The following is a 12,101-nucleotide window of genomic DNA, read 5'->3' on the forward strand; positions in this document are numbered from 1 at the left end:
GGTCTTCCGCCCTTTACCTGACGAGCGCATCCGGCTTGCCCTTGCTGCGCGGCCGTTCCTCGACCATCTTGCCCCAGACGATCATCCGGTACTTGCTGGTGAACTCCGGGGTGCACGTGGTGAGCGTGATGTAGCGGCCGGGCTCGGTGAACCCCGCCTCCGCGGGCACCGGGTCGAGGACGCTGATGTTGCTCGGCGGGGTCACCGGCAGGATGGACGCCATCTTGTACACGAAGTAGGTGTCCTGCGTCTCCACCACGATCGGGTCGCCCGGATCGAGCTTGTTGATGTACCGGAACGGCTCGCCGTGGGTGTTGCGGTGGCCCGCCAGGCCGAAGTTCCCGCTCTTCTCCTCGGGCATCGCGGTCTTCAGCGCCTCCTCGGCGTAGTGCCCGACCATGCCCCGGTCGAGCACCTTCTTGCTGTCGATGCCCTCGGCGATCGGCACGACGACGTCCAGCTTGGGGATGTGCAGGATGGCGAAGCCCTGCCCCGGTTCGAAGGCGCCCGGGTTGCGCTTGCCGTTGGCCCAGTCGTCCTGGAGGCTGCTGGTCGCCTGGTCGGCCTGGGCGTGCGCGCGCACGTTCGTCCACCAGAGCTGGTAGGTGACGAAGAGCAGCATCAGCACGCCGGTGGTGATGAACATCTCGCCGACGACCCGGCTGACGACGGCGGCGGCGCCCGGCTTGCGGGCCCGTGCCCGGCGGCGGGCCTCGACGCGCGAGAGGGGCCCCTCCGGCTCCTCTCCGCCCTCCGGGGCTGCCGGGACCTGTCCCCCGCCCGCGCGGCGCCCCTGACGCCGTCTGGCCGCCTTCCTGCGGGCCGCGCGCCCGCCGCCCGGGAGGCCGTCCTCGTCGGGCGCGGCGGCCGGGGCCGGTTCGGGGGGTGCCTCCGGGAGGCGCAGGGCCATGGTCTCGTCGTCGGCGACGGGCGGGTACGCGGCCTGCGCCGGGTACGTGTCCTGCGCGCCGGGGTGCCCGTAGGGGCCGCCGGGGTGGGGCTGACCGCCGGGGGGATGTCCGTGGGCCGGGTCGGAGTAGCCGTGCGCCCCGCCGGGGTGGCCGGGGTGACCGCCCGGGTGACCGGGGCCCCCGCCGGGGTGGCCGGGGCTTCCTCCCGGGTGCCCGTAGGCCCCGCCGGGAGGGCCCTGGACCCCGCCGGGATGACCGTGGCCCCCGCCGGGCGGGCCCTCCGCGCCGGGCGGATAGCCGCCGGCCGCCCCGGCGTCCGCGTACCAGCCGTCCCCGAGCGCACCGGACCCCCCGTACGTCTGCGCGTACGAGGCCGTCTGGTCACCTGTCGCGCCGGACGCGCGCTCGGGGCGCAGCGCGGTCACGCCGTGGCCCTGCCCACCACCGGGGCGAGCCCCGCCGACCTCGCCACGGCTCCCTCGTCACCGCACGCCGCCAGCCAGTTGGCCAGCATCCGGTGGCCGTGCTCGGTCAGCACCGACTCGGGGTGGAACTGCACGCCCTCGACGGGCAGTTCGCGGTGGCGCAGGCCCATCACGATGCCGTCGGGGGTGCGCGCGGTCACCTCCAGCTCGGCGGGGACCGTCTCGGGCCGCGCGGCGAGCGAGTGGTAGCGGGTCGCGGTGAACGGCGACGGGAGCCCCGCGAAGACGCCCCCGCCCTCGTGCAGCACCGGCGAGGTCTTGCCGTGCAGCAGCTCGGGGGCCCGGTCGACCACGCCCCCGTACGCCACCTGCATCGACTGCATGCCGAGGCAGACGCCGAAGACGGGGACCCCGCCGGCGGCGCAGTGCCGGACCATCTCGACACAGACCCCGGCCTGTTCGGGGGTGCCGGGGCCGGGGGACAGCAGCACGCCGTCGAATCCGTCCCGCGCGTGCGCGGTGGACACCTCGTCGTTGCGCAGCACCTCGCACTCGGCGCCGAGCTGGTACAGGTACTGGACCAGGTTGAAGACGAAGCTGTCGTAGTTGTCGACGACGAGGATGCGCGCGCTCACTGGTTGTCCACCGTCACATCGTTGAAGGGAAGCAGCGGTTCGGCCCATGGGAAGACGTACTGGAACAGTGCGTAGACCACGGCCACGACGAGCACGAGCGAGACCAGCGCCTTCGCCCACGCGTTCCCCGGCAGATGCCGCCAGATCCAGCCGTACATGCCGTCCCTTCCGTCGCACCACGGCACCAGACTCACGCCGTACGAGACCAGACTAACGGCGAGAGGCCGTCCGGAAGGGCGTCACTGGACAGGCCGTGCGTAGTGCAGGTCCACTGTGCCCGAGTAACCGGGCAGCGTCACCGTCCCCTGGTCCTCGACCTTCCAGCCGAGGCCGTAGACGTTGACGTAGACCATGTAGTTCTGGATCGCCGCGGACTCGGCGAGGGCCCGCTTCAGCCGCTTGGGGTCGCCGACCGCCTGGATCGTGTACGGGGGCGAGTAGAGACGGCCCTGGAGGATCAGGGTGTTGCCCACGCAGCGGACGGCGCTGGTGGAGATCAGCCGCTGGTCCATGACCTTGATGCCCCGGGCGCCGCCCTGCCAGAGCGCGTTGACGACGGCCTGGAGGTCCTGCTGGTGGATGACGAGGTAGTCGGGCTGGGGCTCGGGGTAGCCGGGGAGCCGGGCGGTGGCGCCGGGCGGGGCGTCGTCGAGCGTGACGGTGAGGGCCTCGCCCTTGACCGGCTGGGTGCCGGCCCGGTCCTCCAGCTCGGCGAGCTTGGCGTCCTCCGCCGCGGTGCTGCCGTCGTCGCGGCGGGCCAGGGAGTCGACGTCCCGGCGCAGGGCGGCGTTGGCCTCCTCCAGCTCGCCGTTCTTGCGGTTGCGGTCCTGGACGAGGTCGGAGAGGCGCAGCAGCGAGGCGTCGGTGCGGATGTTGGTGCCCTTGGCGGTGTCGAAGCTGGTGAAGAAGATGAGCCCGGCGAGGGCGAAGACGGCCGCGGTGAGCACCCGCACGGGCCGGAAGCGGCGCCCGGGGCCGGGGCCGGCGCCCGTCCCGGGGGAGTCGGCAGAATTGCTCAACGTACCCTTATCTCCTTCGGCGCCACGGAAGCACTACGCTAACGGACGCCCGGGGGAGCGCTCAGAGTCCCCTTGTCCACCGCCCCCGAGCCCGACCCGTTCCCTGCGCGGTCACGCAGCGCATCGACAGGAGAGACCCTCGTGCCGAAGTCACGTATCCGCAAGAAGGCCGACTACACGCCGCCGCCCGCGAAGCAGTCCACGGCCATCAAACTGAACAGCCGCGGCTGGGTCGCGCCGGTGATGCTGGCCATGTTCGTCATCGGCCTCGCCTGGATCGTCGTCTTCTACGTGACCGACGGTTCGCTGCCGCTCCAGCAGCTCGGCAACTGGAACATCGTGGTGGGCTTCGGCTTCATCGCCGCCGGGTTCGGCGTCTCGACGCAGTGGAAGTAGCTCTGCGCAGCGCTCTCCCCTGAGTTATCCACAGCAGTTTTCCACATGGGGAAAAGAAAGACGATCTGTGGATAACTTACGGGAGGTTGACGCCGGTACGACGGACATACCGGTAACCGAAAACGCATTCGCCCCCTGCCTGACCTGCGGAAACGCCGGTCATCGGCAGGGGGCGCCGCCGTGTCCGCACCCTATGCACAAGATCCGCGACACGCTGTGGACAACTGGCGCGCTCAACTGAGCTGGACGGTTCTCACCAGGGTGAGGACGAGGACGGCCACGAGGACCAGTCCGCAGACGCCGTACTGCACCAGAGCCCGCCGCTCGCGCGGGGCGTGGAGCATGCCGTAGCCGATCACGACACCGGCGGCGAGACCGCCGATGTGCGCCTGCCAGGCGATGTTCCCCACGGTGAAGGTGAAGATCAGGTTGATCGCCAGCAGGACCATGATCGGCCGCATGTCGGCGTTGAGCCGGCGCAGCAGCATCGCGGTCGCGCCGAAGAGCCCGAAGACCGCGCCGGAGGCACCGAGCGAGGGCTGCACCGGCGAGGCGAGCAGATAGGTGAGCGCGCTGCCGGCCAGACCGGAGACCAGGTAGAGCGTCAGGTACCGGGCCCGTCCGAGGGCCGCCTCCAGGGGGCCGCCCAGCCACCACAGGCTCAGCATGTTGAAGGCGATGTGCCAGATCTCCTGGTGCGCGAACATCGAGGTCACCAGGCGGTACCACTGGCCGCCCGCGACCCCCTCGGTCGCCGTGAAGGGCGCCGGGGGCCAGCGTCCGATGAGGACCAGATCGGCCACGAGGGACTCGTGGACCTGGATGGCGAGGAAGACCGCCACATTGATCCCGATCAGGATCTTGGTGATCAGCCGGGGGTCGGCGGCGATGGTGCCGCCGGCCAGGGTGCGCGGCCGGGATGCCTCGAAGTGGGACCCGGAGCCGGACCGGCCGCGGACGCACTCGGGGCAGTGGAAGCCGACGGCCGCGTCGACCATGCACTCCGGGCAGATCGGCCGCTCGCAGCGGGTGCAGCGGATTCCGGTCTCACGGTCCGGGTGGCGGTAGCAGCCGGGCAGACTGTGCGCGGGCGTCGGTGCCTGGCCTCCGGGGCCGTCCGGCGTCCCTGGTGTGCCCGCTCCCTGGTCCATGAGGTCCCCTCAGTCGTGTCCGTCCGTGTCCGATGTCCGCCCCTGTCCGGAACGTGCACCGCCCCGCCCATCCATACGGACGAGCGGGGCGTTTGGTTCCCCGGGGCCACGCCTCTCAGGGCGTCGGGGAGCCCGCGTGCGCGGGTCAGCCCTCGCGGGTCTCGACGACGACCGACTCGATGACGACGTCCTTGACGGGACGGTCGGTCCGCGGGTTGGTCTGCACGGCGGCGATGGCGTCGATGACCTTCTGGCTCGCCGCGTCCGCCACCTCGCCGAAGATGGTGTGCTTGCGGTTCAGCCACGTCGTCGGGGAGACGGTGACGAAGAACTGCGAGCCGTTGGTGCCCGGACCGGCGTTGGCCATCGCCAGCAGGTAGGGCTTGTCGAAGGAGAGGTCCGGGTGGAACTCGTCCTCGAACTGGTAGCCGGGACCGCCGGTGCCGTTGCCCAGCGGGTCACCGCCCTGGATCATGAAACCGCTGATCACCCGGTGGAAGACCGTACCGTCGTAGAGCTTGTCCGTGGACTTCTCACCCGTGGCGGGGTTGGTCCACTCACGCTCGCCCTTGGCGAGCTCGACGAAGTTCTTGACCGTCTTGGGGGCGTGGTTCGGCAGGAGCCGGACGTCGATGTCGCCGTGGTTGGTCTTCAGGGTGGCGTAGAGCTGCTCAGCCACGATGTGCCTTCCGTCGTCTTGTTGTGCCCCCCGATCCTCGCACGCCGGACGGCGTGCGTAGGCCAACCGGGAATTCCCGTTCCGTATCCGCCCGAATCGCTTGCGGAATCCCTGCCGGGTACCCACGGATCACGGACCCGCTCCGCCGCCGTGACCCGGATGCGCGTCCACGCATGCCCGGCGGCGCCGTGGCAGGCATGATCCGGAAAAGGGAGGAAAGTCGAATGACCGTACGCCACCGAGGAGGAGGAACCGTGACCCGCATCGACAGCGTGCGCGCCGCGACCGGTTCGGCGAAGGACAGCGTGCTGCACGCCGCGGACGTGGTGGCGCCCTACGCCGACACAGCCAAGGACAGGGCCGCGCACTACGCACACGAGGCGCGCGTACGGCTGGCGCCGAAGGTGTCCCAGGCGGCCGATCAGGCCCGCCTCCAGTACGGCGCCTATGTCGCGCCCAAGCTGGAACAGGCCCGTACGTATGTGCCGCCGAAGGTGGACCAGGCGGCTCAGGACGCCGCCGTCCGCGCCCGGATCGCCGCCCGGCAGGCGGCCGACTACTCCCGCCCGAGGATCGAGCAGGCGGTGGCCGTGGCCGGCCCCGCCGGGAACGAGGCCGCCGCCCGGGGCGCCGCCGCGGTCGCCGCGCTGCGGTCCGGGGTGACGGCCCGGGACATCCACAAGCTGGCCCACCGGCAGCGCTGCCGGGCCAAGGCGGGCCGCGTCGCCCGCTTCGTCGCCCTGGCGGGTCTCGTCGCGGGCGGGGTGGTCGCCGCCTGGAAGTGGTGGGACAAGCAGGCCAACCCGGACTGGCTGGTGGAGCCGCCCCAGGCGACGGAGGTCCCCGAGTCCGGGCGGCTGACGTCGGTGGACGGCACCGGCCCGTCGGCCCTGGACCCCGACGTACGGTCCTCGCGGGACCGGGAGGACGGCGACGAGCCGCGCTGATCCCCGGCGCCGCGACCGCGCCCGCCGCCGAGGGGGCGGAGGACCCACCCGGGTCGTCCGCCCCCTCGGCGATGTTTCACGTGGAACACCGGCTGCGGCGACCGGCCGGGCCGGCCGTCGGGGGAGGCGTCCGGGTCAGCGGCCGTAGCGGCGTTCGCGCAGCGAATAGGAGCGCAGGGCGCGCAGGAAGTCGATCTCCCGGAAGTCGGGCCAGTAGCACTCGCAGAAGTAGACCTCGGCGTAGGCGGACTGCCAGAGCAGGAAGCCGGAGAGCCGCTGTTCACCGCTGGTCCGGATGATCAGGTCCGACTCCGAGCGCGCCTTGGAGTAGAGGTGCTTCGAGATGTGTTCCATGGTGAACGTCTCGATGAACTCGTCGATGTCGCCGCCCTGGGCGCTGTGCTCGGTGAGGGCGGAGCGCACCGCGTCGACGATCTCCCGCCGGCCGCCGTACCCGACGGCGACGTCGACCTTCGTCCCGCCTTTGCGTCCGTGGGTCGCCGTGGTCGCGTTCTTCAGCCGGGCCGCCGACTCGGCCGGCAGCAGGTCCAGGGCGCCGACCACCTCGACGGGCCAGGGGTTGCCCGGGGCGGCCAGGTGTTCCACCACCTCGGCGATGATGTCGATGAGCGGGGTGAGCTGGTCCTCGGGGCGGCGCAGGTTGTCGTCGGAGAGCATGAAGAGGGTGACGTGCTCGATCTGGGCGGAGTCGCACCAGCGCAGGAAGTCCATCACCTTGGCGCCACCGGCCCGGTAGCCCTCGCGGGGGTCCTCGATCCCGGACATCTTGGCCCAGCGGCGGTTGCCGTCCAGCATGATGCCGATGTGCTGAGGTCGTGGGCGCCCGTCCAGTTCCCTGACGAGACGCTTCATGTACAACGCGTCGAGAGCGGCCCGTACCTTCGCCCGCATGGTGTTCCCCTTCCAAGCTCGTCGGCGGCGGTCGCAGGCGCCGACGGCGATGAGCCACGTGGCGCCGCCCCGCAGGGGTGTGGCGCTGGTGCCCTGTGGAGTGACGATATCAAGAGCAGACAGCCCCGCTCGGGCGCCGATCGGCCGTCTGCCAAGGGCCTGTTCAGGCCCACGCGACCGCTTTGGACAAGGGCCCGGCGCCCTCAACCCGCCTGCCGGCGAACACCGTTGTCCAGCGGCCCGGCACGGCCCCGCCCCGGCCGACCCGCACGGGCGCACCAGCCTCCCGCCGCCCCGCCCACCCCCCGGCGCGGCCCTGCCGCCACCCTCCGTCACGCACGGCCGCCCCGACGCCAAGAGCCCGTCCGACCTGCGCGGACGCAGGAGGAACGGGCTCTTCGGGAGTGGAGCCTAGGGGAGTCGAACCCCTGACATCTGCCATGCAAAGACAGCGCTCTACCAACTGAGCTAAGGCCCCGGAGAAGGAAGCGTCCGGTCGGAGGAACCGCCGGCCGGCGGACACCGCAGACCAGAGTACCGGGTCGTCCCCGATATCTCACAAATGATGGGGGGTCCCCGTGGACGACCACGCTCCGTAAGATGCTCGGCGTGGTTCGCTGGAGCGAACTGCGGTTGATGGGGAAGCGATGGGGAGACGCAATGGACGCCGCACAGCAGGAAGCCACCGCAAGAGCGCGGGAACTGCAGCGGAACTGGTACGGGGAGCCGCTGGGGGCGCTCTTCCGCAAGCTCATCGATGATCTCGGTCTCAACCAGGCGCGTCTCGCGGGGGTCCTGGGACTGTCGGCGCCGATGCTGTCGCAGCTCATGAGCGGCCAGCGCGCCAAGATCGGCAACCCGGCGGTGGTCCAGCGGGTGCAACTCCTCCAGGAACTGGCGGGGCAGGTCGCGGACGGCCGGGTCAGCGCGGCCGAGGCGACCGAGCGCATGGACGAGATCAAGAAGTCGCAGGGGGGCTCGGTCCTCGGCAACACCGCGCAGAGCACGAGCGGTTCGGGGGCGCCCACGGTCAAGCGGGTGGTCCGCGAGATCCAGTCCCTGCTGCGCTCGGTGGCAGCCGCCGGCGACATAATCGACGCTGCGGACTCCCTCTCCCCCTCACACCCGGAGCTGGCGGAGTTCCTCCGCGTCTACGGCGCCGGCCGCACCTCCGACGCGGTCGCGCACTACCAGTCCCACCAGAACTGACCCGCCGGGCCCGGCCGCCGCACGGGTCGGCGGCCGGGCCCGCGGACGTGGCGCGAGGGGGAGGAGCGGCACACAGCCATGGGTGAGGTCTTCGCCGGCCGGTACGAACTGGTCGACCCGATCGGCCGGGGCGGGGTGGGCGCCGTCTGGCGGGCCTGGGACCACCGCCGGCGGCGCTACGTGGCGGCCAAGGTGCTCCAGCAGCGGGACGCCCACGCGCTGCTGCGCTTCGTGCGCGAGCAGGCCCTGCGGATCGACCACCCGCACGTGGTGGCCCCGGCGAGCTGGGCCGCCGACGACGACCAGGTCCTCTTCACCATGGACCTGGTCACCGGCGGCTCCCTCGTCCACCTCGTCGGCGACTACGGCCCCCTGCCGCCGGTCTTCGTCTGCACCCTCCTCGACCAGTTGCTCTCCGGCCTCGCCGCAGTGCACGCGGAGGACGTCGTGCACCGCGACATCAAGCCCGCCAACCTGCTGCTGGAGGCGACCGGTGCGCGCCGGCCCCGGCTGCGGCTCTCCGACTTCGGCATCGCCATGCGGCTGGGGGAGCCCCGGCTGACGGAGACCGACCTGGTGGTGGGGACGCCGGGCTACCTCGCGCCGGAGCAGTTGATGGGCGCCGAGCCGGACTTCGCCGCCGACCTGTTCGCCGCGGGGCTGGTCGCCCTGTACCTGCTGGAGGGGGCGAAGCCGGACGCCAAGGCGCTCGTCCAGCACTTCGCCGAGCACGGGACGCCGTCCGCGCCGCGGGGGATACCCGACCCGCTGTGGCAGGTCGTGGCCGGCCTGCTGGAGCCGGACCCGTCGGCGCGGTTCCGTACGGCGACGGGGGCGCGCAAGGCGCTGGCGGCGGCCGTGGAGCTGCTGCCGGAGCCCGGTCCGGACGACGAGCTGATCGAGATCTTCGACCAAGTCGGGCCGCTCCCACCGGGGTTCGGGCCCAACGGCCCCCTGGCTCGGGCCCCGTCGTCGGCTCGGGCCGCCACCGCGTCGCCGACCGCGTCGCCCGCCCCGGCCGCCGGGGTGGACGACGGGGCGGCCGATCCGCCCCGCCCCTCGGCACTGGCCCCGCCGGTCCCGCCGCTCCCGCCGACCCCCTCAGTCCCATCGGCCACAGGAGCCCCAGTGGCCTCACCGGCCCCAGTGGCCTCGCCGGTTCCTCCCGTCGCGGACCGGCAGGCGACGCCCTCCACACCGACGCCGGGCCACGGCGGGGGGCCGCCGGCCGGGTGGGAGGGGCTGCCGCCGGTCCCGTCGGTCCCACAGGGCACACCGCCGGGGCCGGGATCGGAATCGGGATCGGGGCAAGGTCCGGGTCCGGGGCAAAGTCCGGGCCCGGGTCCGGGTCTGATCCCGGCCCCGTTCTCTCCCTCTCCGTCGGACACCGGAAGCTTCCCGCTGCCGCCCCCGCAGCCCACGGTCACCTCTCTCCCGTCCCCCGCGCCCCAACCACCCCCTACGCCACCGGAACAACCGGCGTCCGTACCCGCGCCCCCGCCCCTTCCCTCACACCAGCCTCAGCCGCATCCGCCGACGCAGGCACCGCCGTACGCCCTCCATCCCCACGCCGGACCGGGCACCTCCCCCGCCCCGCCCCCGTGGCGGACGGCCGAGGCCCCCACCGCCGCCTACACCGCACAGGACCCCCGCACACCCCCGCCCGTCCCGGGCCGCGCCCAGCACCGCGCGGCACGGCGCCGTCGCCCCGGTCCCCCGGCGTCGGTGGCGGTGCCGCTCCTGCTCCTCGCCCTGGCCTGCTACGCCGTGGGCTTCTGGGCCCTGACCCGCATCTGACCCACGCCCCGCGGGTACGTCCCGCGCGCCGCGGGCCCGGACGCCGCTCGGACGGGGTCCGTACGGGGCCCGCCGCCCCGCCGGAGGCCGGACAGGTCCGCCGGGTCACGTACGGACGCTGCCGCCCCTCCGGGCCACCGCCGTCCACACGCCGAGGGCGAGCAGGAGCGCGGTGCCGGTGGCGAGGCCGCCGGCCGCGACCGCCCGCATGACGGGATCGCCGCCCGGGTCACCCGCGCCCGCCGCCGGCCGGTCGCCCGCCGACACCTCGAAGGCCCCCGGCGGAACGGGCTCGCCCGCGTACTCGGGACCGGAGCGGGCCGCCCCGTCGACCCGCACCCGCAGGGTCACCGTGAACGGGCCCTCGCCGAAGTCCTCGGCCACCTGCGCCGCGAGGTGGACCACGAGGTAGTAGCGGCCCGCGATACGCATCGCGCTCGCCGTCCGGCCGCCGGCGTGGCGGTTGGCGTGGTCGACCGGCGGCAGCGCGGCGAGGCCGACGGAGATCCGGCGGCCGGCGTAGCTGCGGGCGGCGGCGTCGACCTCGCCGCGCACCGGGTCGTGGAGCGCCAGGCGCAGCGCGCTGGTGGCGAAGCCGGTCCCGCCGTCGGTGGCGTCGAGTTCGGCGGTGGCCGACAGGCGGCGACCCCAGTCGAGGGGGACGGCGTAGAAGAGGGTCTGCCCGGGGCGCACGCCGTCGCGCCAGACCCCCTGCCCGAGGGGGGTGGCCTCGGCGAATCCGGCGCCGCCGGGGCGGTTCACCGGCTCCCCGGCGAGGGGTTCGGGCGAGGAGGAGTCCCAGGCGCCGGGTGTCTCCGCCGGGCCGTCCTGCCGGAGCGGGGGCTCGGTGGCGGTGGTGAGTTCGAGGTCCCAGGCGTCCGGCGGGGGGTCCTGCGTCCGGGAACGTTCGACGACGAGGTCGTACGTGCCGGCGTCCTGGCAGCGGCTCCGGCCGGAGGAGATCTCGCGCAGGGCGAGGGCGGTGACCGGGCGGGGGCTGCGGGCGGCGCCGAAGGTCGCGCTGACGGAGGAGCAGGAGCCGCCGGCCGCGTCCTGGAGGGAGACCCGGATGCCGTCGGCGGCGGCGCCCTCGGTGCCGGGGGCGGGGACGGCGGTGACGGAGACGTAGGCGGTCGAGGAGGCGTCCAGGTCGAGGCGGTAGTGGACCGGGCCGCCCGGTGGCAGGGAGCTGCGGTAGACGGCGCCGGGTTCCAGCGCCACGGCGTCCGCTGGGTCGCCCGCGCCCTCGACAGGCAGGGCGTCACCGGCGAAGGCGTACTCCGGCCGCGCCCCGGCCGCGAGGGCGGCTCCGCCCGGCAGCACCGCGGCCGTGGCCAGCGCGGCGGCCACGGCGACCAGCCGTACGGGCCCCCGCGCGCCCGCGCGCCCCGACGCCGCTCCCCGGCGCACCCCGTTGACCCGCCCCATCACCGCCACCCCTCGCGCTCACCGTCGCCCCGGACCGGAACGGGCCCGCCGCCGGACCATCCTGCCGCGCGCCGCGCCGCCACCGGGCCGCTTCCGGACAACACAAAACCCCGACCGTATGACGGCCGGGGTCTGTCGGGACCGGATGTGCCGGTCGTGCTCAGGAACCCGTGGGCACGGAGTCAGTCGCCTCCGTCCACAGATCCTGCTCGGCGCGATCCGCCTGGATCTGGCGGTACACGAGGAGCCCGCCGATGGCGGCCAGTGCGACCAGGAGAAGCTTCTTCACCGCGCGACCTCGTCTTTCTTGACGTAGGGGACCTCTGGCGCCCGACTATACACACCGGCCGATACCGATCAGTGACCTGATGGGCTTGTCAACTGGCCGTCTTCGAACCCCAGTAGACCGGCACCCCGCCCGTTCCGATCGGAGGGTGATCACACCTCCACGGACGGTGACTTCACCCTCTTTCCTCCCGCCTGCACCCCTTTTCGGCCCTCTTGCGGCCATCCGAGTGGTGTTCATCTGAACATCGCGGCGGCGCGGGCGTCGGTCCACCACTTCGCGGTCCACATACACATCATGAGGAAA

Annotated in this window: 13 protein-coding genes and 1 tRNA gene; 4 read left to right on the plus strand and 10 right to left on the minus strand. The window is 73.1% G+C overall.

Annotated features, from left to right (window positions below; all coding sequences use genetic code 11):
- Nucleotides 1-13 precede the first annotated feature (13 nt).
- Genes J5Y05_RS14060 through J5Y05_RS14075 form a run of 4 tightly spaced genes read right to left on the minus strand, consistent with a single transcriptional unit; the run spans nt 14 to nt 2,990 of the window.
- Entirely contained in the window at nt 14-1,336 is a 1,323-nt protein-coding gene (locus J5Y05_RS14060; protein ID WP_307853903.1) for a class E sortase, read from the minus strand.
- Complete coding sequence (locus J5Y05_RS14065) at nt 1,333-1,971, minus strand: aminodeoxychorismate/anthranilate synthase component II (RefSeq protein ID WP_210872158.1); 639 nt, start codon at nt 1,969-1,971, stop codon at nt 1,333-1,335. Before J5Y05_RS14065 ends, J5Y05_RS14060 begins: the two co-directional genes overlap by 4 nt.
- Nucleotides 1,968-2,165: a hypothetical protein gene (locus J5Y05_RS14070; RefSeq protein ID WP_210872815.1), complete on the minus strand. Its 198-nt coding sequence runs from the start codon at nt 2,163-2,165 to the stop codon at nt 1,968-1,970. Before J5Y05_RS14070 ends, J5Y05_RS14065 begins: the two co-directional genes overlap by 4 nt.
- Nucleotides 2,166-2,210: 45 nt before the next feature.
- On the minus strand, nt 2,211-2,990 hold the full coding sequence (locus J5Y05_RS14075) for a DUF881 domain-containing protein (RefSeq protein WP_210872160.1): 780 nt from the start codon (nt 2,988-2,990) through the stop codon (nt 2,211-2,213).
- A gap of 141 nt (nt 2,991-3,131) precedes the next feature.
- Between J5Y05_RS14075 and crgA the strand changes: the two genes are divergently transcribed.
- Nucleotides 3,132-3,386, plus strand: a complete 255-nt coding sequence (gene crgA / locus J5Y05_RS14080) for a cell division protein CrgA (protein ID WP_210872162.1) — start codon at nt 3,132-3,134, stop codon at nt 3,384-3,386.
- A gap of 233 nt (nt 3,387-3,619) precedes the next feature.
- Here crgA and J5Y05_RS14085 read toward each other — a convergent pair whose 3' ends face one another.
- Together J5Y05_RS14085 and J5Y05_RS14090 are read right to left on the minus strand one after the other, a co-directional pair.
- Nucleotides 3,620-4,537, minus strand: a complete 918-nt coding sequence (locus J5Y05_RS14085) for a rhomboid family intramembrane serine protease (RefSeq protein ID WP_210872164.1) — start codon at nt 4,535-4,537, stop codon at nt 3,620-3,622.
- Nucleotides 4,538-4,682: 145 nt separating this feature from the next.
- Nucleotides 4,683-5,216 (minus strand): peptidylprolyl isomerase, encoded by a 534-nt coding sequence (locus J5Y05_RS14090; RefSeq protein ID WP_030421105.1) that lies wholly within the window; start codon nt 5,214-5,216, stop codon nt 4,683-4,685.
- Between the two features lie 254 nt (nt 5,217-5,470).
- Here J5Y05_RS14090 and J5Y05_RS14095 point away from each other — a divergent pair, with 254 nt between their 5' ends.
- Complete coding sequence (locus tag J5Y05_RS14095; protein ID WP_210872166.1) at nt 5,471-6,163, plus strand: DUF5324 family protein; 693 nt, start codon at nt 5,471-5,473, stop codon at nt 6,161-6,163.
- Nucleotides 6,164-6,298: 135 nt separating this feature from the next.
- Here the strand turns inward: J5Y05_RS14095 and J5Y05_RS14100 are convergent, their stop codons facing one another.
- Both J5Y05_RS14100 and J5Y05_RS14105 read right to left on the minus strand, forming a co-directional pair.
- Nucleotides 6,299-7,075 carry an isoprenyl transferase gene (locus tag J5Y05_RS14100; protein ID WP_210872168.1) on the minus strand — a complete coding sequence of 259 codons (777 nt, stop codon included), beginning with the start codon at nt 7,073-7,075 and terminating at the stop codon, nt 6,299-6,301.
- A 405-nt stretch (nt 7,076-7,480) separates the two neighbouring features.
- A tRNA-Ala gene (locus J5Y05_RS14105) sits at nt 7,481-7,553 on the minus strand.
- Between the two features lie 182 nt (nt 7,554-7,735).
- Between J5Y05_RS14105 and J5Y05_RS14110 the strand changes: the two genes are divergently transcribed.
- Entirely contained in the window at nt 7,736-8,284 is a 549-nt protein-coding gene (locus tag J5Y05_RS14110; protein WP_210872170.1) for a helix-turn-helix domain-containing protein, read from the plus strand.
- Nucleotides 8,285-8,362: 78 nt separating this feature from the next.
- A complete protein-coding gene (locus J5Y05_RS14115) occupies nt 8,363-10,081 on the plus strand; it encodes a serine/threonine-protein kinase (RefSeq protein WP_210872172.1) in 1,719 nt (572 codons plus the stop codon).
- A 105-nt stretch (nt 10,082-10,186) separates the two neighbouring features.
- On the opposite strand, the gene J5Y05_RS14120 is transcribed toward J5Y05_RS14115, so the two are convergent.
- Together J5Y05_RS14120 and J5Y05_RS14125 are read right to left on the minus strand one after the other, a co-directional pair.
- Entirely contained in the window at nt 10,187-11,509 is a 1,323-nt protein-coding gene (locus tag J5Y05_RS14120) for a hypothetical protein (RefSeq protein WP_210872174.1), read from the minus strand.
- 160 nt (nt 11,510-11,669) lie between these two features.
- The gene (locus J5Y05_RS14125; RefSeq protein WP_003999697.1) at nt 11,670-11,798 is read right to left on the minus strand and encodes a DLW-39 family protein; all 129 of its coding nucleotides are present in this window, start codon (nt 11,796-11,798) and stop codon (nt 11,670-11,672) included.
- Nucleotides 11,799-12,101: the final 303 nt, after the last annotated feature.

This window comes from Streptomyces tagetis, from assembly GCF_018069565.1.
Lineage (GTDB): Bacteria > Actinomycetota > Actinomycetes > Streptomycetales > Streptomycetaceae > Streptomyces > Streptomyces tagetis.